This window comes from Burkholderia catarinensis (genome assembly GCF_001883705.2).
Taxonomy (GTDB): Bacteria; Pseudomonadota; Gammaproteobacteria; order Burkholderiales; family Burkholderiaceae; genus Burkholderia; species Burkholderia catarinensis.
Genome location: NZ_MDEQ02000013.1, coordinates 189,843 through 212,305, shown reverse-complemented (window position 1 = coordinate 212,305; position 22,463 = coordinate 189,843). Strand labels below are relative to the sequence as shown.

Annotated in this window: 21 protein-coding genes; 14 read left to right on the top strand and 7 right to left on the bottom strand. The window is 66.5% G+C overall.

The window, feature by feature from the left end; genetic code table 11:
* Window positions 1-368 precede the first annotated feature (368 nt).
* Together BFF94_RS22110 and BFF94_RS22105 are read left to right on the top strand one after the other, a co-directional pair.
* Entirely contained in the window at window positions 369-818 is a 450-nt protein-coding gene (locus tag BFF94_RS22110; RefSeq protein WP_128850881.1) for a lytic transglycosylase domain-containing protein, read from the top strand.
* Between the two features lie 158 nt (window positions 819-976).
* Complete coding sequence (locus BFF94_RS22105) at window positions 977-2,290, top strand: GTP-binding protein (protein ID WP_128850878.1); 1,314 nt, start codon at window positions 977-979, stop codon at window positions 2,288-2,290.
* 129 nt (window positions 2,291-2,419) lie between these two features.
* Here BFF94_RS22105 and BFF94_RS22100 read toward each other — a convergent pair whose 3' ends face one another.
* A complete protein-coding gene (locus tag BFF94_RS22100) occupies window positions 2,420-2,698 on the bottom strand; it encodes an HU family DNA-binding protein (protein ID WP_074262967.1) in 279 nt (92 codons plus the stop codon).
* A 388-nt stretch (window positions 2,699-3,086) separates the two neighbouring features.
* Between BFF94_RS22100 and mnmC the strand changes: the two genes are divergently transcribed.
* From mnmC to BFF94_RS22065, 7 genes are all read left to right on the top strand, one after another.
* The gene (mnmC, locus tag BFF94_RS22095) at window positions 3,087-5,033 is read left to right on the top strand and encodes a bifunctional tRNA (5-methylaminomethyl-2-thiouridine)(34)-methyltransferase MnmC2/FAD-dependent 5-carboxymethylaminomethyl-2-thiouridine(34) oxidoreductase MnmC1 (protein WP_219139837.1); all 1,947 of its coding nucleotides are present in this window, start codon (window positions 3,087-3,089) and stop codon (window positions 5,031-5,033) included.
* Window positions 5,034-5,706: 673 nt separating this feature from the next.
* On the top strand, window positions 5,707-6,921 hold the full coding sequence (locus BFF94_RS22090) for a cation:proton antiporter (RefSeq protein ID WP_128850873.1): 1,215 nt from the start codon (window positions 5,707-5,709) through the stop codon (window positions 6,919-6,921).
* 14 nt (window positions 6,922-6,935) lie between these two features.
* Entirely contained in the window at window positions 6,936-8,051 is a 1,116-nt protein-coding gene (locus BFF94_RS22085) for a YbdK family carboxylate-amine ligase (RefSeq protein WP_219139836.1), read from the top strand.
* 507 nt (window positions 8,052-8,558) lie between these two features.
* On the top strand, window positions 8,559-9,197 hold the full coding sequence (locus BFF94_RS22080; RefSeq protein ID WP_128850870.1) for a MarR family winged helix-turn-helix transcriptional regulator: 639 nt from the start codon (window positions 8,559-8,561) through the stop codon (window positions 9,195-9,197).
* Between the two features lie 28 nt (window positions 9,198-9,225).
* Complete coding sequence (locus BFF94_RS22075; protein ID WP_219139835.1) at window positions 9,226-9,936, top strand: glutamine amidotransferase; 711 nt, start codon at window positions 9,226-9,228, stop codon at window positions 9,934-9,936.
* Between the two features lie 213 nt (window positions 9,937-10,149).
* Window positions 10,150-11,262: an NADH:flavin oxidoreductase/NADH oxidase gene (locus BFF94_RS22070; protein ID WP_219139834.1), complete on the top strand. Its 1,113-nt coding sequence runs from the start codon at window positions 10,150-10,152 to the stop codon at window positions 11,260-11,262.
* Between the two features lie 181 nt (window positions 11,263-11,443).
* A complete protein-coding gene (locus tag BFF94_RS22065) occupies window positions 11,444-11,938 on the top strand; it encodes an SET domain-containing protein (RefSeq protein WP_128850867.1) in 495 nt (164 codons plus the stop codon).
* A gap of 129 nt (window positions 11,939-12,067) precedes the next feature.
* Here the strand turns inward: BFF94_RS22065 and BFF94_RS22060 are convergent, their stop codons facing one another.
* Both BFF94_RS22060 and BFF94_RS22055 read right to left on the bottom strand, forming a co-directional pair.
* On the bottom strand, window positions 12,068-13,552 hold the full coding sequence (locus BFF94_RS22060) for a sensor histidine kinase (protein WP_219139833.1): 1,485 nt from the start codon (window positions 13,550-13,552) through the stop codon (window positions 12,068-12,070).
* Window positions 13,553-13,670: 118 nt separating this feature from the next.
* On the bottom strand, window positions 13,671-14,363 hold the full coding sequence (locus tag BFF94_RS22055) for a response regulator (protein ID WP_006401494.1): 693 nt from the start codon (window positions 14,361-14,363) through the stop codon (window positions 13,671-13,673).
* 122 nt (window positions 14,364-14,485) lie between these two features.
* Between BFF94_RS22055 and BFF94_RS22050 the strand changes: the two genes are divergently transcribed.
* Window positions 14,486-14,716: a DUF3717 domain-containing protein gene (locus tag BFF94_RS22050; protein ID WP_128850864.1), complete on the top strand. Its 231-nt coding sequence runs from the start codon at window positions 14,486-14,488 to the stop codon at window positions 14,714-14,716.
* 92 nt (window positions 14,717-14,808) lie between these two features.
* Here BFF94_RS22050 and BFF94_RS22045 read toward each other — a convergent pair whose 3' ends face one another.
* Both BFF94_RS22045 and phhA read right to left on the bottom strand, forming a co-directional pair.
* Window positions 14,809-15,117: a 4a-hydroxytetrahydrobiopterin dehydratase gene (locus BFF94_RS22045; protein ID WP_072442639.1), complete on the bottom strand. Its 309-nt coding sequence runs from the start codon at window positions 15,115-15,117 to the stop codon at window positions 14,809-14,811.
* Window positions 15,118-15,249: 132 nt separating this feature from the next.
* Complete coding sequence (phhA, locus tag BFF94_RS22040) at window positions 15,250-16,176, bottom strand: phenylalanine 4-monooxygenase (RefSeq protein ID WP_201260494.1); 927 nt, start codon at window positions 16,174-16,176, stop codon at window positions 15,250-15,252.
* A 106-nt stretch (window positions 16,177-16,282) separates the two neighbouring features.
* On the opposite strand from phhA, the gene BFF94_RS22035 reads away from it, so the two are divergent.
* Complete coding sequence (locus tag BFF94_RS22035; RefSeq protein ID WP_006408082.1) at window positions 16,283-16,768, top strand: Lrp/AsnC family transcriptional regulator; 486 nt, start codon at window positions 16,283-16,285, stop codon at window positions 16,766-16,768.
* 32 nt (window positions 16,769-16,800) lie between these two features.
* Here the strand turns inward: BFF94_RS22035 and BFF94_RS22030 are convergent, their stop codons facing one another.
* Window positions 16,801-17,334 carry a class IV adenylate cyclase gene (locus BFF94_RS22030; RefSeq protein ID WP_128850859.1) on the bottom strand — a complete coding sequence of 178 codons (534 nt, stop codon included), beginning with the start codon at window positions 17,332-17,334 and terminating at the stop codon, window positions 16,801-16,803.
* A gap of 137 nt (window positions 17,335-17,471) precedes the next feature.
* Window positions 17,472-18,371: a LysR family transcriptional regulator gene (locus BFF94_RS22025; protein ID WP_219139832.1), complete on the bottom strand. Its 900-nt coding sequence runs from the start codon at window positions 18,369-18,371 to the stop codon at window positions 17,472-17,474.
* A 362-nt stretch (window positions 18,372-18,733) separates the two neighbouring features.
* On the opposite strand from BFF94_RS22025, the gene BFF94_RS22020 reads away from it, so the two are divergent.
* From BFF94_RS22020 to BFF94_RS22010, 3 genes are all read left to right on the top strand, one after another.
* The gene (locus BFF94_RS22020) at window positions 18,734-20,419 is read left to right on the top strand and encodes a GMC family oxidoreductase (protein WP_128846563.1); all 1,686 of its coding nucleotides are present in this window, start codon (window positions 18,734-18,736) and stop codon (window positions 20,417-20,419) included.
* A 448-nt stretch (window positions 20,420-20,867) separates the two neighbouring features.
* On the top strand, window positions 20,868-21,647 hold the full coding sequence (locus BFF94_RS22015) for an ABC transporter ATP-binding protein (RefSeq protein ID WP_021160426.1): 780 nt from the start codon (window positions 20,868-20,870) through the stop codon (window positions 21,645-21,647).
* Window positions 21,644-22,399: an ABC transporter ATP-binding protein gene (locus BFF94_RS22010; RefSeq protein WP_128846561.1), complete on the top strand. Its 756-nt coding sequence runs from the start codon at window positions 21,644-21,646 to the stop codon at window positions 22,397-22,399. Before BFF94_RS22015 ends, BFF94_RS22010 begins: the two co-directional genes overlap by 4 nt.
* Window positions 22,400-22,463 lie beyond the last annotated feature (64 nt).

The following is a 22,463-nucleotide window of genomic DNA, read 5'->3' as shown; positions in this document are numbered from 1 at the left end:
TGTCATGGATGAATGGGTCGATGCCGGCTCAGGCCACTTCCGGCGGTAGTGCTGGGATCCAAGTCCGAAAGAGGCGACATTAGCAGTTTTTCATGTCCGAAATATCACATTGATCCGAGGACTGTCTCACATACGACATGTATCCGGCGAGCCGTATGCAATCTGTAATATTCCGAGCTGCCCCGGCATGCCGGCCATCGTCCCCGTTTTTACGATGAACCGACACGGAAATGCGGTATAACCGGGCTGCCGTATTCCAGCATGTCTCAACCTGACGGACTGCCGGTATGATACGGGCGGCGCGTTTCTCGTCGTACGAATAACAGGCACGGGTTTTCCCGACCCGCGCGCAATCTTTTTTTCCGCCCATGAACAGACGGTTCGCTTCGATCGCGTTGATCGCCGCCGGCGCGTGGTTCGCCAGCGCCGACGCACGCGCGGACTGTTTCGACGAGGCGGCCAGATACCAGCAGGTCAATCCGCTGATCCTGCGCGCGATCGCGTGGCAGGAGTCGCGCAACCGTCCCGGTGCGCTGAACAAGAACACGAACGGTTCGATCGACTACGGCCTGATGCAGATCAATTCGATCCATCTGCCGGCACTGTCGCGCTACGGGATTGGCCGCGACACGCTGATGGAACCGTGCAAGAACGTCTACATCGCCGCGTGGCATCTCAAGCAGAAGATGAACCGCTACGGCAACACGTGGCAGGCCGTCGGCGCCTATCATTCGGAAACACCGTCGCTGCGCGACAAGTACGCGCGGCAGATCGCCGGCATCCTGTCGCAGTGGAAGCTGCTGCCGCCCGTGCAATGACGCTGCGCCGCATCGCGGCCTGACGCCGTGCCGGCCAGCCGGCGCGGGTTTGATGCACAATGCGGGCTCACGCCGCAACTTCGCCCGTGCGCGGGCCGATCGCGCCCCGGAAGGGCGCCGCGGCCGCTTTTTCAATTTTTCCGTTGGTGCATATCGTTATGAATCCGGCAATGAACCAGCCGTTGCCCGTCACCGTGCTGTCCGGCTTCCTCGGCGCCGGCAAGACCACGCTGCTCAACCACATTCTCGCGAACCGCGCGGGCCTGAAAGTCGCCGTGATCGTCAACGATCTCGCGGCGGTCAACATCGACGCGTCGCTCGTGCGCGACGCGCAGGCGCTGTCGCATGTCGAGGAGCGTCTCGTCGAAATGTCGAACGGCTGCATCTGCTGCACGCTGCGCGACGATCTGCTCGTCGAGATCCGCAACCTCGCGTCCGAAGGCCGCTTCGACGCGATCGTGATCGAATCGACCGGTATCGCGGAACCGATGCCGATCGCCGAAACCTTCACGTTCGTCGACGACGACGGCACGTCGCTCGGCGAAACCGCGCGGCTCGACACGCTCGTCACCGTGGTCGATGCATACAACTTCCTGCGCGACTACGGGTCCGACGACGCGCTCGCGACGCGCGGCATCGCCGCGTCGGAAAGCGACGACCGCACGCTCGTCGAGCTGCTGATCGAGCAGATCGAATTCTGCGATGTGCTGGTGATCAACAAGGCCGATCTCGTCGGCGCCGACGAACTCGCGCGCCTGCAGCACATCCTCGCGCGGCTCAATCCGCGCGCGCACCAGGTCGTGTCGACGTTCGGCAACGTGCCGCTCGGCGAAGTGCTGAACACCGGCCGCTTCGATTTCGACGAGGCCGCGAACGCGCCGGGCTGGCTGGCGTCGCTCGATCGCGATCACACGCATTGCGACGACCCCGACTGCAACGATCCGCATCATGCGCACGTGCACGGCGAAGCCGACGAATTCGGGATCGGCAATTTTGTTTACCGCGCGCGGCGGCCGTTTCATCCGGCGCGACTCTGGGCGCTGCTGCACCAGGAGTGGCCGGGCGTGCTGCGCAGCAAGGGCTTCTTCTGGCTCGCGACGCGCAACGACATCGCGGGCTCGCTGTCGCAAGCGGGCGGCGTATGCCGGCATGGTCCGGCCGGTCTGTGGTGGGCGGCGCAGGATCGTGCGGAATGGCCGGACGACGACGAGTTGCTCGGTGAAATCCGCGCCGAATGGCTGGGCGACCTCGACGATCGCGCGGTCGGCGATCGCCGGCAGGAGCTCGTGCTGATCGGCATCGCGCTCGACGCCGATGCATGGCGCGCGAAACTCGACGCGTGCCTGCTGACCGATGCGGAGTTTACAATCGGCGCAGCGGGATGGACCGCGTTCGACGATCCGTTCCCGGCGTGGGATGTCGATTCGCACGACGACGACGATCATGGCGACACGCAGATCGTGCACGCGTAATGGCGTCGTAACGGCTTGTAAAAACAACCGTTAAATCTTGCAAGAGCGGCGCGGACTGTGGCGAAAATGCCGCGCGCGCCCAACAAAAAACCCGCCGAGAGGCGGGTTTTTCCTGGAACAGGCGCTGGTTTAACGCTTGTTGACGGCGTCCTTGAACGCCTTGCCAGCCGTGAACTTGACCGTCTTGGCTGCCGGGATCTTGATGGTTTCGCCGGTCTTCGGGTTGCGGCCCGTACGTGCTGCGCGCTTGCCCGAACCGAAGCTGCCGAAGCCGATCAGCTGAACCGCATCACCCTTCGACACGGCCTTCTTGATGACTTCGAGCAGCGTGTCCAGCGTTTCGCCGGTTTGAGCCTTGCTGGCGCCCGTTTGGCCGGCGACGGCGTCGATCAGTTCCTGTTTGTTCATTAAGGTTCCTTTATCAGGTTAGGTTGACACGAACAGCGCGAACGCGCCGATTATACGTGCGCGAACCGTGCCGTCGAGAGTCAGACTCCGACGGCACAGCGCCGAATCCTGGCCCGCGCGACGCGCCCTCCGGCTTGCCGGCGGCCACCCCGCGGTACGGCGTTGCTATGATAGCGCAGCGCAAACCCAATAACGACAAGGGTTTCAAAGATTTTCATCGGTATTTCGCCGAATGAATCGTCGATTGCCCATTTTTTGACCTGCGCCAACCGGGCAGGGTACACAGCGCGCTCCGCCCGTGCGCCGCCCCGTTGGATTTTTCCAACGACCGGTCGGACGGCCCCGCGTAATCCCTTGCCAGGCTTGGCTGCCACGTTTTTTGTTTCGCATGCCAGACCGACTTGTTCCCGCCACGCTCGCGCTTCGCGACGACGGCACGCTCGTCTCGCCCGAGTTCGGCGAGCTCCATCGCGGCGCGTCACGCGCGCATGCGCATCACGCGTTCGTCGCGGGCAACGGGCTGCCGACGCGCTGGCAGGGCCGCCGCACGTTCACGATCGTCGCGACGGGATTCGGCGCGGGCGGCAGCTTCCTCGCGACCCGGGCCGCGTGGCGCGACGATCCCGCGCGTTGCGAGCGGCTGCATTTCGTCGCGGTCGAACCGCACCCGTTCTCGCGCGACGACCTGCGCCGCGCGGCTTCTCACATCGTTGCCAACACAACCATATCGGCGAACGTCGACGCACTTGCCGATGCATGGCCGATGCTCGTGCCGGGCCTGCACCGGCTCGAATTCGACGAAGGGCGCGTGGTGCTCACGCTCGCGTTCGGCAACACGCTCGACATGTTGGCGAAGCTCGTCGCGCGCGCCGATGCGTTCTATCTCGATCGCTTCACGTCATCGAACGACACGGATCTTCACGAGACCCACGTGGTCCGCGCACTCGCGAAAATCGCCGGCGAACGCGCAACGTTTGCGACGCATGCCGATTCCGACGTCGTGAAACACGCACTCGGCGAAGCAGGTTTCACGTATCGCGAGATCGACGGTCTGCTCGTCGGCGACTATGCGCCGCGCTGGCGCACGCGCCGGCACGAGCCGCCGCGCGCACTGCCCGTTGCAACGCGCCGCGCAATCGTGATCGGCGCGGGCCTGGCTGGCTGTGCGGTCGTCGAGCGCCTGGCCGCGCGCGGCTGGGACGTCACGCTGATCGAACGACACGACCGGATCGCGAGCGAAGCGTCGGGCAATCCGGCCGGCGTATTCCATCCGCTGATGACGCGCGACGACAACGTCGCGAGCCGGCTCACGCGCAGCGGCTTCCTGCACGCGATCGCACGCTGGCGCGCACTCGAACGCGCGGGTCATGCGTTCGCGCGCAGCACGCACGGGATGATCCATCTCGCCGAATCGGCCGACGACTTCGCGCGGATGCGCGACGCCTTCGATACGTTCGGTGCGCCGTCCGACTATGCGTCGCTGCTCGATGCGGAGGCCGCGCGTGCCCATCTGAACCTGCCGGTCGCGCAGGGTGGCCTGCTGTTTCCGCAGGGCGGCGCCGTCTGGCCGGCCGGGCTTTGCGCGGCGCAATGCGCGGCGGCCGGCGAGCACGTGCGCTTGCTTGCGTCCACCGGCGTCGCCCGGCTCGAACGGCAAGGCGACACATGGCATGCGCTTGACGACGCGGGCGGCATGCTCGCCGAAGCCCCCGTCGTCGTGCTCGCGAACGCGGGTGACGCCGTGCGTCTCGCGGGCCTCCGGCACGTCGTGCTGCAACCGGTGCGCGGCCAGCTCACGCTGCTGCCGCCCGGCAGTGCGGCGCCGCTGCCGTGCCCGGCGATCGGCGATGGTTACGCGGTGCCGCTCGACGACGGCTCGCTGCTGATCGGCGCGACGTTCGAACCCGACGACGTCGATCCCGCGATGCGCGCAACCGGCCACGTCGAAAACCTCGACCGCGTGCGGCGCCTGCTGCCCGGTCTGATCGGCGACCTGCCGGACCTCGACACACTGCGCGGCCGCGTGGCGTTCCGCTGGGTCGTCGGCGACCGCCTGCCGCTGATCGGCCCGCTCGCGGACGAAACGCAGGCCGTCGCGAACGCACGCGCGCTGAGCGGCGCGAAGGCACGCGACCTGCCGCGCACGCCCGGCCTCTACGGCGCATTCGGCTTTGGCTCGCGCGGCCTCGTGTGGGCCGCGCTCGGCGCCGAACTGATCGCATCGCAACTCGAAGGGGAACCGTGGCCGCTCGAGCGCGAACTCGCCGAAGCCGTCGACCCCGCACGCTTCCTGATCCGCGCATTGCGCGCGCGCCGCGTTGGCCAGGCCGGCTGACCGGTCACGCGAATCGCGCACAGTTTCCCGATTTTCCTGTGGAAGGTTATCCACTCGATACTGTGGATAACCTTGCGAAATCCGCGCGCGCTTCGTGTGTAATCACAGTGGACGTAAACTGGGTAACTCGACACAGCTGTGAGACGGCCCCAAAGTTGCTCAACGCAAACTTCTGTGCGCGAACAGCCTGTGCAACAGGTTATGGATTCTTCAACCCCTTGATCCGTCAGCGTAAACCGAAGTTATCCACAGAACTGTGCGTCCTTTGTTAACTTCTACTATGTATATATACAGGTAAACCTTTGAAACCAAAGGCCTGCAGTGCCGCACAGCGCCGCGAGTCGATCCAATGGGTTCCAGACCGAAAAAGCTGTGGCACAATCGGTGTCCTTCGCGTTCGTCTGGCCAGGCGCCGGACATGCTTCAATGGAACGGTCGGCAAGATTTCGAATCTGAATCTTCGAAGCTGCGCTGTCCGTTCACACACCAGGCCGACAATCCAGATCGGCAACCTGAGCGACTTTCCGCCGAGTGGCGGAGAAGGCGGATCCCATGTCCCGCCGTCGTCGACCACAACAATCACATTCGGGGCGACACCCAGCCGGCGCGCATCCATTTTCTGACGCTTGACCCCGCGTCGCTGGCGGTTGCTTCCAAAGGAGAAGTCACCACGATGAAGTCGGCGTTCTCATTCCTGCCCAACTGGCCGCTCGCGCCGGATGCCGTGTTCTGGGCCGGGCTCGCGCTGTTTGCGGCCGGCCTGTGTGGCGAGCTGTGCTATCGCGCGTGGCGCCTGCCGCGCATCACCGGTTACGCGGTGATCGGTCTCGTCGCCGGTTCGTTCGGATTCGGCGTAATCGACGCGAGCACCGACGAAACCTCGCGGCTGCTGATCAACGTTGCGCTCGGCCTGCTGCTGTTCGAGCTCGGCAGCCGCCTCGACCTGCGCTGGATCCGGCGCAATCCGTGGCTCGTCGCGTCGAGCCTCGCGGAAGCCACGCTGACGTTCGTGCTCGTGCTGTTCGTGATGCTCGCGCTCGGCGTCTCGGGGATGGTCGCGCTCGTGCTGTCGGCGATCGCGATCGCGACGTCGCCGTCGATGGTGATCCAGCTCAAGACCGAACTGCGCGCGGAAGGGCAGGTGTCGCAACGCCTCATCACGCTCACCGCACTCAACAGCGTGTATGCGATCGTGCTGACCAAACTCGTGACGAGCTGGCTCCACCAGGAAGCGTACGGCAACGTTTTCGCGACGATCCTGCAGCCGCTCTACCTGCTCACCGGTTCGTTCATCGTCGCGTATCTCGTCGCGCGTTCGTGCAACTACCTGTTCCGTCACATGAACGCGACGATGCGCGACGAGCATTCGTTCGTCGCGCTGTTCGGGCTCGTGATGCTCGCGATTGCCGTCGCCCAGGCGCTGAAGCTGTCGACGCTGCTCACGCTGCTGCTCGCCGGCATCATCGTGAAGAACCTCGAGGCGCGCCCGCAGCTGTGGCCCGAGCACTTCGGCACGGCCGGCTGGCTGCTGACGGTGATCCTGTTCGTGCTGACGCTCACGTCGTTCACGTGGGGCGACATCGCGCTCGGCGGCCTGCTCGCAGTCGTGCTGATCGTCACGCGGCTCGTCGCGAAGCTGGCCGGCGTCGTCGCGTTCGCGAAGCCGAGCGGCATCGGGATGAAGCAGGGCGTCGCGCTCGGCATCGCGCTCACGCCGATGTCCGCGCTGTCGTACCTGCTCGTCGACGACACCTACCAGCTCTATCCGAATTTCGACCCGCACCTGCGCGCGATCGTGATGTGCTCGATCGTGATCCTGCAGCTCGTCAGCCCGTTCGTCGTCTACCGATGCCTGTCGGCGGTCGGTGAACGCAGCGACAGCAACTGATTCCGGAACCTGCCATGGCACTCGAAACCTTCGTCAATTCCGAGCCGTTCACGTTCGGCGTCGAACTGGAGATCCAGGTCGTCAACACGCACAACTACGACCTGACCAAAGCGGCATCCGACCTGATGCGCCTGATCCAGGGCGAGACCTTTCCGGGCAACATCACGCCGGAAATCACCGAGAGCATGATCGAGCTGTCGACCGGCATCTGCCATTCGCACGAGCAGGCGGTCAACGAGCTGCATGCGATCCGCGACGTGCTCGTGAAGGCGGCCGACCAGCTCAACGTCGGGCTGTGCGGCGGCGGCACGCACGCGTTCCAGCAATGGAGCGATCGGCAGATCTACGATGCGCCGCGCTTCCAGTACATCTCCGAGCTGTACGGCTATCTCGCCAAGCAGTTCACCGTGTTCGGCCAGCACGTGCACATCGGCTGCCCGGATCCCGACAGCGCGCTGTTCCTGCTGCACTCGATGTCGCGCTTCATTCCGCACTTCATCGCGCTGTCCGCGTCGTCGCCGTTCGTGCAGAACGTCGATACGGGCTTCCATTCGGCACGCCTGAATTCGGTGTTCGCGTTTCCGCTGTCGGGCCGCGCGCCGTTCGTGCTGACCTGGGACAGCTTCGAGGAGTACTTCATGAAGATGGTGAACACGGGCGTCGTCAACTCGATGAAGGACTTCTACTGGGACATCCGTCCGAAGCCCGGCTACGGGACGATCGAGGTGCGCGTGATGGACACGCCGCTGTCGGTCGACCGCGCGGCGGCGATTGCCTGCTACATCCAGACGCTCGCGCGCTACCTGCTGACCGACCGGCCGCTGAAGCTGTCGGAGGACGACTACCTCGTCTACACGTTCAACCGTTTCGAGGCGTGCCGCTTCGGGCTCGAGGGCACCTGCGTGAATCCTCAGACGGGTGAGCGCCGCACGATCGCGGAAGACATCCTCGACACGCTCGACCGGATCGCGCCGCACGCGGCCGCGCTCGGTTCGCGCGCGGCGCTCGACGAGATCGGCGCGCTGGCCAAGGCGCGCGTGAACGACGCATCGTGGTTGAGAACCGTTTTCAAACAGGAAAAATCGCTGAACGAGACGGTCCGCCAGCAGTGCTTACGTTGGCGCGAATGAAAAAATGTTTTGCGGATTACAGGCTCGACCGCGTTGCGATTCACTGAACGGCGGTCGGCGCCGTTTCGGGCCGAAATCGTTGCCAGTCGTCCTGAAAATCTGTGGATAACCCGATATTCCGCTGCAAAGTCAACGGTCTGCGGGCGGGATAACCCGGTGGATCATTGCCGTCGGCCCGGTGGCCGATCCGAACAGGAAAATGCCTGCCTGCCCCGTTCTGCGGGCACACGGCATTGCAGGCACAACGAAAAATTGTAGTTATCCAGCGATTTTCCACAGAATGCAGGGGATAACTTAGCTGTGCGATTTTCCGCTCTCGCTTAGAATATCGGCTTTGCGGACACCGGAACGACGCGTATCTCACCGGTCGCCGCGAACGCGACCGCCGCGTGTGCCTCGCGACGGCCGTGCTGACGCACTCGCAAGAGGGTGTCTGTTTTGAGATAGACATTCGATCTCCACACTACGGCCGCTCGGCAAACCGGGCGGCGGCAAAGCGAAAAGACTATGAGCGAAGGCGTTTACGGGAATCAGGCTTCGGGACGTGTGACCCACAGCCTGCTGCGGTTGAGTACGGCCATGCGAAGCCAGGCATGGGATTGGGCGGAAGGCGCCGGCCTCACGCCGACGCAGGGCGAGATTCTCGTGCTGCTGCTGCAGCGCAAGGGCCCGATGCGGCTCGGCGAGATCGCGCGCGAGACGCAGCTCACCGCGGCGACCACGAGCGATGCGGTGAGCACGCTCGAGACGAAGGGGCTCGTCGAGAAGCGCCGTGCGCTGGACGACGGCCGCGCGCTGGCGGTGCGCCTGTCGGCCCGTGGCCGCACGGCCGCGAAGAAGGCACTGCAATGGCCTGAATTCCTGACGAAAGCGGTCGGCAAGCTCGGCGCGGACGAGCAGGGCGCACTGTATCGCGCGCTGCTGAAGACGCTGCGCGAGCTGCAGGTGGCCGGTGCGACGCCACCGCAGCGCATGTGCGTGACGTGCGCCCACTTCCAGCCGGGCAAGCTGTCGAAGAAGACCGTGCATTACTGCGCGGCGCTCGACATCACGATGTCCGACAGCGATCTGCGTCTTGACTGCTCGGTGCAGGAAGAAGCCGACGCGGCGACGCAGAAGAAGACCTGGAAGATTTTCGCAGGCTGACGTCCGTCGATCGACCGGGAGGCCGATGATGAACGGTGAAGTCGTGGCGATCCGCCACGTGCATTTCGAGGATCTCGGGAGCTTCGAGCAGGTGCTCGGCGAACGGGGCCGGCGGGTGCGCTACGTCGATGTCGGATCGTCGCGGGTCGAGGTGCTCGACGTGCTCGAGCCGTCGCTGTTCGTCGTGCTCGGCGGGCCGCTCAGCGTGTACGACGATGCGCAGTATCCGACGATCGCGCCGCTCGCGGCGCTCGTGCGCGAGCGCATCGACGCGGGGCTGCCGATCCTCGGCATCTGCCTCGGCGCGCAGTTCATCGCCCGTGCGCTCGGCGCGCGCGTCTATCCGGCCGCGCAGCACGAACTCGGCTGGGCGCCGCTGACGCTCACCGACGCCGGCCGCGCGTCGCCGCTGCGCCATCTGGATGGCGCGGCGACGTCGATGCTGCACTGGCACGGCGATACGTTCGACCTGCCGGGCGGCGCGATTCATCTCGCGTCGACACCAGCCTGCCGCCACCAGGCATTCGCGTGGGGGCAGCACGTGCTGGCGCTGCAATGCCATCCGGAAATCCGCACCGACCGCTTCGAACCGTGGCTGATCGCGAACGCCGGCGAAATCGCGTCGACGCCGGGCGTCGATGCGCGCCAGTTGCGCGCCGATACCGCGCAGCACGGCCCCGCGCTCGAGACGGCCGCGCGGCACATGTTCACGGAGTGGCTCGACAGCGTCGGGCTGTGACGCCGCACGCGGCGCCGCTTGCCGTGAAGGTTGGGCCCGGCCTGCATCCGTTGCGGGCCGGCGCATCACCGCGTGCCACGCTTTTCCCGCATCGCCGGCAACCTGCTGCCGGCCGTACCTGACCATCCGCTTACTGCCGGCCGCGCCATCTGCACGCTTCCGGCCTGCGTGCTACGCTCGTCCGCTCTTTTCCTTTCCTGGCGAGCGGCCTCCATGACTGCGCTGTTTTCCCCGTTCACGCTGCGCGGCGTGACCCTTCCGAACCGGATCGTGATCTCCCCGATGTGCCAGTACTCGGCCGACCGCGGTGAAGCGACCGACTGGCACATGATTCACCTCGGCCATCTCGCGCTGTCGGGTGCGGGCCTGCTCTGCATCGAGGCGACCGCGGTGGAACCCGACGGACGCATCACGCACGGCGACCTCGGCCTCTGGGACGACGTGACCGAAGCCGCGCTGAAGCCCGTGCTGGCCGCGATCCGCAAGCATTCGCCGATCCGCGTCGCGATGCAGTTGTCGCATGCGGGGCGCAAGGCATCGAGCGCGGTGCCGTGGCAGGGCGGCCAGCTGGTGTCGGTCGCCGACGGCGGCTGGTTGCCGCATGCGCCGTCGGCCGTGCCGCACAAGGACGGCGAGACGCCGCCGCTCGAGCTCGATACGGCGGGCCTGAACCGGATCCGCGAAGCGTTCGCGGCCTCGGCAAAGCGCGCCGCGCGGCTCGGCATCGACGCAATCGAAGTGCACGCGGCGCACGGCTACCTGCTGCACCAGTTCCTGTCGCCGCTCGCGAACCGGCGCACCGACGAATACGGCGGCTCGCTCGAAAACCGGATGCGTTTTCCGCTCGAGATCTTCGAGATCGTGCGCGCGGCGTTTCCGGAGGATCGGCCGGTCGGCGTGCGCGTGTCCGCGACCGACTGGGTCGAAGGCGGCTGGGAGCTCGACGACACGATCGCATTCGCGCACGAACTGAAGCGCCGCGGCTGCGACTGGATCGACGTGTCGTCCGGCGGCGTATCGCCGCTGCAGAAGATTCCGCTGTCGCCCGGCTACCAGGTGCCGTTTGCGCAGGCGGTGAAGCGCGCGGTCGGCATGCCGACGATGGCGGTCGGCCTGATCGACGAGCCGGCGCATGCGAACCGGCTCATCGAGGCCGGTGATGCCGATTTCGTCGCGATGGCGCGCGCGATGCTGTACGACCCGCGCTGGCCGTGGCACGCGGCGGCCGAGCTCGGTGCGCAGGTGACGGCGCCGCCGCAGTACTGGCGCTCGCAGCCGCGCGAGCACAAGGCGTTGTTCGGCGACATCGCATTCGGCCAGCGTTGAACATCAAGCGCGCAATATTGAGCGCGATGTTGAACGAAGCAATCGTGAACGTGTAGGATGCGGGTGATTCGCCGCATGCCCCGACGCGGCACCGACCGGTGCCGCGTTTTTCGTTTTGCGCGGCGCCGGGCCGCGCTCGCGGCCGTCTTCCATTCAAGTCGTCTTCACAAGGATTGGTTCGATGAGTTCACGCAGGATCGCGGTGCGCCGCTCGGGAGTACACGGCAAGGGCGTGTTCGCCGTGGCGCCGATCAAGGCCGGCGAGCGCGTAGTGGAATACAAGGGCGAGCGAATTTCGTGGAAGGAAGCGTTGCGCCGCCATCCGCACGACCCGAGCGAGCCGAACCATACGTTCTACTTCGCACTGGACGAGGGCGGCGTGATCGACGGCAAGATCGACGGCAACAGCGCGCGCTGGATCAACCATTCGTGCGCGCCGAACTGCGAAGCCGAGGAGGTCAAAGGCCGCGTGTTCATCCACGCGTTGCGCGACATCGGGCCGGAAGAGGAACTGTTCTACGACTACGGCCTCGTGATCGACGCGAAGCTGACGAAGACGCTCAAGCGCGAATACGCGTGCCATTGCGGCGCGGCATCGTGCCGCGGCACGCTGCTCGCGACGTCGGACGACGGCGGGAAGAAGAAAAAGAAGAAGGACAAGAAAAACAAGAAGTGATGCAGGCGGCGGCGCATCGTGCGCTGCCGCTGCCGTTTCAGCGGACGGTTGCCGCGTCGTGCAGCCGTCCTTCGTGCTTCCTTGTCCGGCGGGCAGTCCTGCCGACGGCCGGCCCCCGCCGCGAATCGCTCAGTGCGCCGACGCGTCGGCCGGCGTTTCGCTGGCCGGCTTCTCCGTACGCGCGGCCAGCGGCACCCTCACCACGAAGCGCGAGCCGCCTTCCGCCGCATCCTCGTACGACACCGTGCCGCCGTGCATCGCGATGATGTCGTGCACGATCGCGAGACCGAGCCCGGCGCCGGTCTCGACGCCATTGCCGCTTTGCGCGTCGCCGCGGAAGAAGCGCTTGAACAGGTCGGCCTGCTGGTTCGCAGGGACGCCCGGGCCGTTGTCCTCGACGACGATCTCGGCGGCCGGCTCGCCGCCTTCGAGTGCGCTGCGCGCGACGTTCACCGTGATCCGCGCGCCGTTCGGCCGCGCGAGCGGCACGTATTTCAGCGCATTGTCGAGCAGGTTCGCGATCACCTCGCGCAGCAGCACGGGGTTGCCGCGCACGGTCAGCTTTGGGTCGTCGCCTGGGTCGTCGCTGCGCTGGAAGCCGAGGTCGACATGCGACGCGAGTGCGCGCGGCACCCATTCGGCGCCCGTCTCGAACGCCATCGCCGCGAGGTCGACGTCGACGAACCGCGCGGCCTGTTCGCCCGGCTCCGCGCGGGCGAGCGACAGCAGCTGGTTCGACAGCCGCACTGCGCGGTCGGCGGCCGCACGCAGCTCGCGCACCGCGGCGTAGGTCTGGTGCGGGTCGCGCGCGACGGCGGCCTGCTCCGCGTGCAGCTTCACGGCCGTGAGCGGCGTGCGCAACTGGTGCGCGGCATCGGCGATGAATTTGCGCTGCGCGTCGAGCGCGGTTTTCAGGCGGCCGAGCAGCGCGTTCATCGCGCTCGTCAGCGGCCGGATCTCCAGCGGCACTTCGGTTTCGTCGACCGGCTCCAGCGACGTGTGGGTCTGCCGGTTCAGCGAATCGGCGAGATGCGTGAGCGGGCCCAACTGCTGGTTGACGACGCGCCAGACGATGCCCCAGCCCGCGAGCAGCAGCAGCAGCAGCGGCATCATGATCGCGACGAGGAATTCGGCCGCGATCCGGTAGCGGTGCCGCACCGGCTGCGCGACCTCGACGACCATCGGCTTGCCGCCCTCGACGTTGTCGACGCGCACCTGCGCGACCCGTACCGCGCGGTTGTCGTACTCGGCCTCGAACACGTACGCGTGATGCATGCGGCGCACGTTGATGCCTTGCAGCGGCAGCTTCGGATCGCCGGCGAGTTCCTGTTCGCCGTCGCTGATCCGGTAGATCAGCGCTTCGGCGGGATCGGAGAACATCGCCTGTGCGAGCGGCGGCACCGTGAACGGCGCGTCGGGGCCGGCGATCTGGATCTGTTTCGAGATGGCGGTCGCGAGATCGGCGAGCGAGCGGTCGATCACGTGCTGCGTGTATTGCCACGCGAGCCAGTAGGCGATCAGGCCGCTCATCAGCGCGAGCATCGACAGCGGCGCGGCGAGGCGCCGGAGCAGCGAGCGGCGCAGGCTGGTGGTCACAGCCGAATCAGGAGACATTTCGACGGGCAAATGGATAAGCGCCGCTCACGGGGAGCGGCGCGGTCGTACGCCGGGCGGCGACGCGGAGCAGGGCACACACGCCGGCGGCACGCGGCCGGCCGGCGCGCGGCGCCGCTCAGACGCTCGCCGTCTGGCGGATTTCCTGCAGCAGGTAGCCGAAGCCGCGCACCGTGACGATTTCGACACGGCACTGCTCGAGTTTCTTGCGCACGCGGTGCACGTAGACTTCGATCGCGGTGTCGCCGAGATCGCCGCCGAAGTGCGTGAGGTGATCCTGCAACTGGGCCTTGCTGACGACACGGCCGTGACGCAGCAGCAGCATCTCGAGCACCGCGAATTCGCGCGGGGACAGTTCGAGCGGCTTGTCGTCGTTGAAGATGCGGCGATCGACGCCCGACAGGCGGACGCCGCCGAGCGACACTTCCGGACGCGGCATGTCGCTATGCGGGCCGCTGCGGCGCATCACCGCGCGGATGCGCGCTTCGAGCTCGGCCGGTTCGAACGGCTTGAGCATGTAGTCGTCGGCGCCCGAGTTCAGGCCCTGGATCCGGTCGTTCAGCTCGTCGCGTGCGGTCAGCACGATCACGGGCGTATGGCGGTTGGTCTGGCGGAAGCGCGTGAGCAGCGTCATCCCGTCGATGCCCGGCAGGCCGAGGTCGAGGATCACGAGTTCGTGGCGGTTTTGGGCCAGCGCCTGTTCGGCAAAAATGCCGTCATGCACCATGTCGACGGTGAAGCCAGCCTGCTCGAGGCTGCTCTGGATACCGCGTGCGATGGGGCGGTCGTCTTCGATCAGAAGGAGTCGCATGAAGTTCGCTCAAGTACAATGGGTTGGCGGTTCAGGCACGCGGACAGCACGACGCCGTTTCCACAGGGGCGCCGCCTCACCTGACATCAAGCATGGCGGCCAGCGAACGATTAAATCCAATCATGTCCGATATTTCGATCAACGACCTTGAAGCCGCGATCAATTTCTGGCGCGCCCGCTCGCCGTCGAGCGGCGACGAACTCAAACTCTGCGAAGAGGCCAGCGCGCTCTCCAAGCCGTATGCGCTGCTGATTGTACAGCGCGGAGGCGCGCTGCAACTGGAAGGTTTGGACCCCAAGGCGCGGAAAGCCTACGAGACTTACGTCCGCCTTAAGGATGGCTTGGAAAGCTGAAGGCTTTCGCTGACTACATCCTAGAAAACGTTCATCAAAATGAAAAGTTGACGCGCCGTGCATCGAAAGATGCACGGCGGTAGAGGCAGGCCTCAGGCGGCCGGTTGCGCGTGCGCGCCGGCGCGGTCGACGAACAGCGCCAGTTCGATGTCGCGTTCGGTCAGGCCGTCGGCGTCGTGGGTCGACAGCGTGACGTCGACGCGGTTGTACACGTTGAACCATTCCGGATGGTGGTTCATTTCCTGCGCCTTGATCGCGACGCGCGTCATGAAGCCGAAGGCTTCGTTGAAATCGGCGAAGCGCAGGCTGCGCTGGATCGCGTCGCGGCCCGGCACGGCCGTCCAGAGCGGCAGGCCTTCGAGCCGGGTCTTGCGTTCTTCTGATGTGAGCTTGTGGATCATGTTGCACCTCGTTCGGTAACGGCGCCCGCGCACGGCAGAGGCCGCGCGGCGAAGCCGGTGCCGTTTATTGTTTCATAGTTGCGGGACGGGCGACGGGCGGGCGGCATTGGTGCGCCGTCGTGCCGTCGTACGTTACGCGTCGGCGTCGTCGGGCCAGCCTTCGCCCGTGCCGCGATGCAGCACGCGATCGGTATCGAGCACCGCGCCGGCCGCGAATTCGGGCAGCGCTGCCAGCCGGTCGGCCAGCGCGCGGCCGTCGACGTCGGCGAGCGCGAACAGTTGCGCGAAATCGTCGATCACGAAGTAGGTCTTCTGGAATGTGTCGATCCGGTACTTCGTGCGCATCACGCGCTCGAGGTCGAAGCCGAGCCGGTTCGGCGCCGCGCTTTCGAGGCTGTACAGGCTTTCGCCCTTGCTCGACACGATCCCGGCGCCGTAGATCGACAGCCCGTTCGTGCCGCGCGGGTCGCGGATCAGCCCGAATTCGACCGTATACCAGTAGAGCCGCGCGAGCCGCGCAAGCGCGGCTTCGTCGTCTGCGACCGCGAGCGCGGTGCGGCCGTATGCCTGCATGTAGTCGGCGAACACCGGGTCGATCAGCAGCGGCACGTGGCCGAACAGGTCGTGGAAGCAGTCGGGTTCCTGCAGGTAGTCGAGCTGGTCGGGGCGGCGCATCCACCAGGTGACCGGAAAGCGCCGGTTCGCGAGGTGCCCGAAGAACACGCGGTCGGGCACGAGGCCCGGCACCGCGACGATCTCCCAGCCCGTCGCGGGCTTCAACTGGCGGTTTACGTCGGCGAACGACGGCACGCGGTCGGCCGGCAGGTCGATCTTCCCGAGTCCCGCGACGAATGCGTCGCAGGCGCGCCCGCGCAGCAGCGCCGACTGGCGCGCATAGAGCTGCTTCCACACCGCATGGTCGACCTGGCCGTAACGCTCCAGCGGCTGGTCGATGGTGAAATCCGCGCGGGTTTCGAGGCCCGCGTCGAACTGCTCCTGCAGTTTCGCGGTGTCGACGGTGGACATGATCAGGCTCTGCACGCTGTGGTTGGGAACCATGCAAGTGTAGAGCGGCCCACGCGCGGAATGGGCGCAATATTGGCGTTGATTCGCTTGATGATGCGATAATCGCGCATCAAACATTGAATCGATGCGGAGAATGCTCATGCTGGAACTCGATCACTTCGATCTCGCGCTGCTGGACGTGCTGCAGCGCTTCGGTCGCGCGACGCATCAGCAGCTCGGCGAGGAGGTGCCGCTGTCGCCGTCGCAGATCGGCCGGCGGCTGCAGCGGCTCGAGGCGGCGGGCGTGATCGAAGGCTATCGCGTGATGCTGCGCCCGGAAAAGCTCGGGCTCGGCGTCACCGCGTTCACGAGCCTGAAGCTCAAGCACCACGGCGATTCAATCATCGAGCAGTTCCAGCAGCAGATCGACGTGCTGCCGGAAGTGCTTGAATGCCATGCGGTGGTGGGCGATGCCGACTACCTGCTGCGGATCGTCGCGCCCGACCTGAACGCGCTGTCGCAGTTCGTGATGAAGAAGCTGATGCGCGTGCCGGGCGTCGACAGCGTGCGCTCGAACATCGTGCTGACCACCTTCAAGCGCAACGGCGCGCTGCCGCTCGCGCACCTGGCGCCCGGCGCCGCGTAACGAGGCGGCAGCGCCGGCGGGGCAGGGCCGGATCAGGCCGCTGCGGGCTGCGTGTCGGCGTTCAGCAGGTCGACGTACGCAACCGCGACGAGGTCGTCCTGCGACACGCCGAGCTTCGCGAACACGTCGTGCGCTTCGGCTTCGCCGCCCGCTTCGTCGTCGTCGGGGCCGAGCACGACTTCCAGCTCGATGAAATCGCCGAGGCCGTCGACGCGGTCGAGATGGATGCGCGTGCGGCCCACGAGGTAGACGTGCCGTTCCTTCGTCACGATCCCGCGCGTGGTCAGCGCGGTCGCGAGCAGCGAATGCATCGCGTCGGGGTTCGTCACCGGGCTGCGCGTGTAGTACGACGCCTTCGGGCCGTCGCGGTCGTCGCGCTGGTAGAAGATCAGTTCGGCCGGCGTGCCGTCCTCGAAGCGGCGCAGCTTCAGCCGGCCGCGCGGCACGTCATAGAAGAAATCCTGCTGGCGGTAGAACAGCGGCGCTTCGGTCGCGAGCGTCGCCGCCTGCTCGCGCAGCCGGTCGAATTCGCGGGCGCGGGCTTTGATCTCGATGTTGCGGGCCATGCGGGTCTCCTTCAATCGGGGTCTCGCGGTGTGCGAACGCACAATCTAGCAAAAAGCCTGCGATGGTGGCGTGACGACGGGCGGGGGGCGTGGCGAGATGACGCGTGCGGGCCCGGCCGCGCCGTCATCAGCGCCGCTCATATCGCCCACTGGGCTTCGATCAGCCGCAGCGCGGCCGCGATCGCCGGTTCGTCGCGCCGCTCGGCGAGGGTCACGAACGTCAGTTCGGTCGGCACCGTCACGCGCTCGACGATCGTCAGCGCATGCGCGTGCGCTTCGGCCAGCGCGGTCGAGTCGCGCGCGAGCGTCAACCCGATGCCCGATTTGACGAGATCGAGCATCGACTGCTCCTGGTCGACCTCGGCGACTTTCACGGGCTGCGCGCCGGCGTTCGCGAAGCGCCGCGACAGCAGCCGGTGATGCGCGGACGCCGGCGGCGTCCAGATCCACGGCAGCGCGGCGAGCGCGCGCCAGTCGTGCGCGCGCTGCACACGCTCCTTCCAGCCGGCCGGCGCGAGTACGCGGTACTGGAAATGCGTGAGCGTGACGGTGTGGAACAGCGCGCCGTCGAGCGGATCGTCCTCGCCCGGCCGGCCGATGTAGTAGCCGACGTCGAGCGCCTGCGTGCGCACCTGTTCGATCACCCAGCCCGACATCCCGTGCCGCAGCGCCGTCTCGATTTGCGGATGGGTTTCGACCAGCGCGCGCAGGAAGCCGCCGAGCCGCAGGAAGCCCGGATCGAGGATTGTGCCGATCCGCAGCCGGCCGCGCACCTCGTGCCGCAGCGCAGCAGCGGCGCGCTGCACGTCGGCAGCCGCGGCGAGCGCGCGCTCCGCATGCGGCAGCAGCGTCTGGCCGTCGCGCGTGAGCGCGAGCCCGCGCGACGTGCGCGTGAACAGCGTGACGCCGAGCGTTTCCTGCAGATGCTTGATCTGCAGGCTGACGGCCGGTTGCGTCAGGTGCAGCTGCGCGGCGGCGCGCGTCAGGTTGCCTTCGCGCGCGACCGTCGCGAACGCGCGGAGCAGGGTGAGATCCATCGTCGTGATATGAGCGCAGCTTATAACGCAGTTCAGCATAACTCATTGGATCGGCGGCCGGCGGCCGGAGTACGCTTCATCGGTCGTGGCGCGCGGGGCCGCAAGCGCGGGCCGCGACGCACTATGCTGGAAATGACGCGCGGCGTCGCGCCGTGCGGCGCAGAACAAACGAGCTTTACATGGGGCTGGCGTAAGTGCTGACTCCATCCAACACGCCATGGGACCCGAGTAAGCGCTGAAGCACTAACTCTGGTCGACCGCCGTGGGGATGGAGTAAGCGCTGAAGCGCTAACTCCATCCAGCCCCGCCATGGGACCAGAGTAAGTGCTGAAGCACTAACTCTGGTCGACAGGAGACACACAATGAGCACTCAACGCACGCTAGAAGGCGAATTCGATTACGTAATCGTCGGCGCGGGCACCGCGGGCTGCGTGCTCGCGAACCGCCTGACCGAGGATCCCGACATCCGCGTGCTGCTGCTCGAAGCGGGCGGGAAGGACGACTATCACTGGATCCATATCCCGGTCGGCTATCTGTATTGCATCGGCAACCCGCGCACCGACTGGCTGTACAAGACGCAGCCCGAAGCGGCGCTCAACGGCCGCGCGCTGTCGTATCCGCGCGGCCGCGTGCTCGGCGGCTGCTCGTCGATCAACGGCATGATCTACATGCGCGGCCAGCGCGAGGATTACGACAGCTGGGCGCAGGAAACCGGCGACGCCGGCTGGTCGTGGGACAGCGTGCTGCCGATCTTCAAGCGCAGCGAGGATCACCATGCGGGCGCGAGCGACGCGCATGGCGCGGGCGGCTACTGGCGCGTCGAGAAGCAGCGGCTGCGCTGGGAGATTCTCGAATCGTTCGCGCAGGCCGCGCAGCAGACGGGCATCCCGGCAACCGACGATTTCAACCGCGGCGACAATTCCGGGGTCGGCTATTTCGAGGTGAACCAGAAGCGCGGCGTGCGCTGGAATACGTCGAAGGCATTCCTGCGGCCCGCGATGGCGCGTCCGAACCTGACCGTGATCACCGGCGCGCAGGCGCAGCGCGTGATTTTCGACGGGCGGCGCGCGGCCGGCGTCGAGTATCACGGCGGCGGGACCGATTACGTCGCGCGGGCGCGCGCGGAAGTGCTGCTGACGTCCGGCGCCGTGAATTCGCCGCAGCTGCTCGAACTGTCGGGGGTCGGCTGCGGCGCACGGCTGCAGGCGCTCGGCATCGACGTCGTGCACGATCTGCCGGGCGTCGGCGAAAACCTGCAGGATCACCTGCAATTGCGGATGGCGTTTCGCGTCGAAGGCGTGCGCACGCTCAATACGCTGTCCGCGCACTGGTGGGGCAAGCTGATGATCGGCGCGGAATATGCATTGCTGCAGCGTGGGCCGATGTCGATGGCGCCGTCGCAGCTCGGCGCGTTCGCGAAATCCGATCCCGACGATCCCGCGCTCACGCGCCCCGATCTCGAATACCACGTGCAGCCGTTGTCGCTCGAACGCTTCGGCGAGCCGCTGCACGGCTTCAACGCGTTTACCGCATCCGTGTGCCATCTGCGGCCGACGTCGCGCGGCAGCGTGCATATCGCGAGCGCCGATCCGGGCGCGGCGCCCGCAATCGCGCCGAACTACCTGTCGACCGACCACGATCGCCATGTCGCCGCGAACGCACTGCGCCTCACGCGCCGGATCGCGTCCGCGCCGGCGCTCGCGCGCTATCGTCCCGAGGAAATCCTGCCGGGCACGCAGTACCGGAGCGAAGCCGAGCTGATCGAGGCGGCCGGCGCCGTCGGCACGACGATCTTCCATCCGGTCGGCACCTGCCGGATGGGGCGTGCCGACGATGAACGCGCGGTGGTCGACAGCCGGTTGCGCGTGCGCGGCGTCGCCGGGCTGCGGATCGTCGATGCGTCGGTGATGCCGTTCATCACGTCGGGCAACACCAATTCGCCGACGCTGATGATCGCCGAGCGCGCGAGCGACATGATCCGTGCCGATCGCCGCGCGGCGCGAGAAGCCGCGCCGGTGCGAACGGAGGCGACGGTGACGGCCGTGTGAAGGAACGCTGACACGCGCGACAGCGGGCCGTCATTAACGCGTCCGCTGATTCGCTATGCGAAACAAGCCGCCGTAGCATCGGCCGTGCCGCTTGCGTCGGTTCGAACGGCGGGATCCATGCGCAAGCCGCGCAGATTTTTTGCTGCGCGCGTGGCGGGCCGTGAGGGCGGTCAAGGGTCGATGATGCACGTGTCAAAAAAAGCGTGGCGAGAAAACCCGAGCAGCCGCAAGCGATAGATATGGCGGCCAGCCCTATAAGTGCAAATCCCGATGATTGCACTGCACCAACGGCGAGACAATGTGGCGCAATGTGCAGACGCGTCGGCGCGGGAGACCACCCTCGATGCGTACCATGGCACCCGGGGGCAGACCGCTGATCCGCTGACCTGTTCGCGGGCGCTTGCGCCAGGCTTCCCGGTGCTTCGCCTGACTTCGTACGGAAGGGAACATGATTCTCGGCGACACGATTCTGGAAACACGCGGACTGACGAAGGAATTCAGGGGTTTCACCGCCGTGAACGGCGTCAACCTGCGTGTGCGGCGCGGCGCGATCCATGCTTTGATCGGGCCGAACGGCGCGGGCAAGACCACCTGCTTCAACCTCCTCACCAAGTTCCTGACACCGACGGCCGGCCAGATCGTCTTCAACGGGATCGACATCACCGACGAGCGGCCCGCGCAGGTCGCGCGGCGCGGCATCATCCGCTCGTTCCAGATCTCGGCCGTGTTCCCGCACCTGACCGCGTTGCAGAACGTGCGCATCGGCCTGCAGCGCGCGCTCGGCACCGAATTCCATTTCTGGCGCAGCGAACGCACGCTGAAGCGGCTCGACGATCGCGCGATGGACCTGCTCACGCAGGTCGGCCTCACCGATTTCGCGCAGGTGCCGACCGTCGAGCTCGCCTACGGCCGCAAGCGCGCGCTCGAGATCGCGACGACGCTGGCGATGGAACCCGAACTGATGCTGCTCGACGAGCCCACGCAGGGGATGGGCCACGAGGACGTCGATCGCGTGACCGCGCTGATCAAGAAGGTCGCGAGCGGCCGCACGATCCTGATGGTCGAGCACAACATGAACGTGATCGCGGGCATCTCCGACACGATTACCGTCCTGCAACGCGGCGAGGTGCTGGCCGAAGGCTCGTATGCGGAGGTGTCGAAGAATCCGCTCGTCATCGAGGCCTACATGGGCAGCGCCGACGCAGCGCTCGCGGGGGCGCACGCATGAAGCACAGCGAACGGGAGGAACGCGAATTGAGCGGCGTCGAAAGCGGTACGCCCGCGCTGGAGATCACGGGCCTGGAGGCCTGGTACGGGGAATCCCACATATTGCACGGTGTCGACCTGACGGTGCATCGCGGCGAGGTCGTCACGCTGCTCGGCCGCAACGGCGCGGGCCGCACGACGACGCTGCGCGCGATCATGGGCCTCACGGGCCGCCGCAACGGGTCGATCAAGGTCGCGGGCAACGAGACGATCGGCCTCGCGACGCACCGCATCGCGCATTTCGGCGTCGGCTACTGCCCGGAGGAGCGCGGGATCTTCTCGAGCCTGTCGTGCGAGGAGAACCTGATGCTGCCGCCGCCGATCGGGCCGCGCGAGCACGCGATGTCGCTCGACGAGATCTACACGATGTTCCCGAACCTCGCGTCGCGCCGGCAGAGCCAGGGCACGCGGCTGTCCGGCGGCGAGCAGCAGATGCTCGCGGTCGCGCGGATCCTGCGCACCGGCGCGAACCTGCTGCTGCTCGACGAGATTTCCGAAGGCCTTGCGCCGGTGATCGTACAGACGCTTGCGCGAATGATCGTCGCGCTGAAGGCGCGCGGCTACACGATCGTGATGGTCGAACAGAATTTCCGCTTCGCCGCGCCGCTCGCCGACCGGTTCTACGTGATGGAGCACGGCAGCATCGTCGAGCATTTCCGTGCGTCCGAACTGGAAGGCAAGATGCCGACCCTGCACGACCTGCTGGGGGTATGACGCCGCCCCGTTTCCCTTGCCGCTAGCCGTGGCGGCCCTCGAACAACCACAACGCATCAGAACA

Coding starts and splice junctions, on each gene's coding strand:
- BFF94_RS22110 (WP_128850881.1), top strand. CDS start 369: ATGAACAGACGGTTCGCTTCGATCGCGTTGATCGCCGCCGGCGCGTGG.
- BFF94_RS22105 (WP_128850878.1), top strand. CDS start 977: ATGAATCCGGCAATGAACCAGCCGTTGCCCGTCACCGTGCTGTCCGGC.
- BFF94_RS22100 (WP_074262967.1), bottom strand. CDS start 2,698: ATGAACAAACAGGAACTGATCGACGCCGTCGCCGGCCAAACGGGCGCC.
- mnmC (WP_219139837.1), top strand. CDS start 3,087: ATGCCAGACCGACTTGTTCCCGCCACGCTCGCGCTTCGCGACGACGGC.
- BFF94_RS22090 (WP_128850873.1), top strand. CDS start 5,707: ATGAAGTCGGCGTTCTCATTCCTGCCCAACTGGCCGCTCGCGCCGGAT.
- BFF94_RS22085 (WP_219139836.1), top strand. CDS start 6,936: ATGGCACTCGAAACCTTCGTCAATTCCGAGCCGTTCACGTTCGGCGTC.
- BFF94_RS22080 (WP_128850870.1), top strand. CDS start 8,559: ATGAGCGAAGGCGTTTACGGGAATCAGGCTTCGGGACGTGTGACCCAC.
- BFF94_RS22075 (WP_219139835.1), top strand. CDS start 9,226: ATGAACGGTGAAGTCGTGGCGATCCGCCACGTGCATTTCGAGGATCTC.
- BFF94_RS22070 (WP_219139834.1), top strand. CDS start 10,150: ATGACTGCGCTGTTTTCCCCGTTCACGCTGCGCGGCGTGACCCTTCCG.
- BFF94_RS22065 (WP_128850867.1), top strand. CDS start 11,444: ATGAGTTCACGCAGGATCGCGGTGCGCCGCTCGGGAGTACACGGCAAG.
- BFF94_RS22060 (WP_219139833.1), bottom strand. CDS start 13,552: ATGTCTCCTGATTCGGCTGTGACCACCAGCCTGCGCCGCTCGCTGCTC.
- BFF94_RS22055 (WP_006401494.1), bottom strand. CDS start 14,363: ATGCGACTCCTTCTGATCGAAGACGACCGCCCCATCGCACGCGGTATC.
- BFF94_RS22050 (WP_128850864.1), top strand. CDS start 14,486: ATGTCCGATATTTCGATCAACGACCTTGAAGCCGCGATCAATTTCTGG.
- BFF94_RS22045 (WP_072442639.1), bottom strand. CDS start 15,117: ATGATCCACAAGCTCACATCAGAAGAACGCAAGACCCGGCTCGAAGGC.
- phhA (WP_201260494.1), bottom strand. CDS start 16,176: ATGGTTCCCAACCACAGCGTGCAGAGCCTGATCATGTCCACCGTCGAC.
- BFF94_RS22035 (WP_006408082.1), top strand. CDS start 16,283: ATGCTGGAACTCGATCACTTCGATCTCGCGCTGCTGGACGTGCTGCAG.
- BFF94_RS22030 (WP_128850859.1), bottom strand. CDS start 17,334: ATGGCCCGCAACATCGAGATCAAAGCCCGCGCCCGCGAATTCGACCGG.
- BFF94_RS22025 (WP_219139832.1), bottom strand. CDS start 18,371: ATGGATCTCACCCTGCTCCGCGCGTTCGCGACGGTCGCGCGCGAAGGC.
- BFF94_RS22020 (WP_128846563.1), top strand. CDS start 18,734: ATGAGCACTCAACGCACGCTAGAAGGCGAATTCGATTACGTAATCGTC.
- BFF94_RS22015 (WP_021160426.1), top strand. CDS start 20,868: ATGATTCTCGGCGACACGATTCTGGAAACACGCGGACTGACGAAGGAA.
- BFF94_RS22010 (WP_128846561.1), top strand. CDS start 21,644: ATGAAGCACAGCGAACGGGAGGAACGCGAATTGAGCGGCGTCGAAAGC.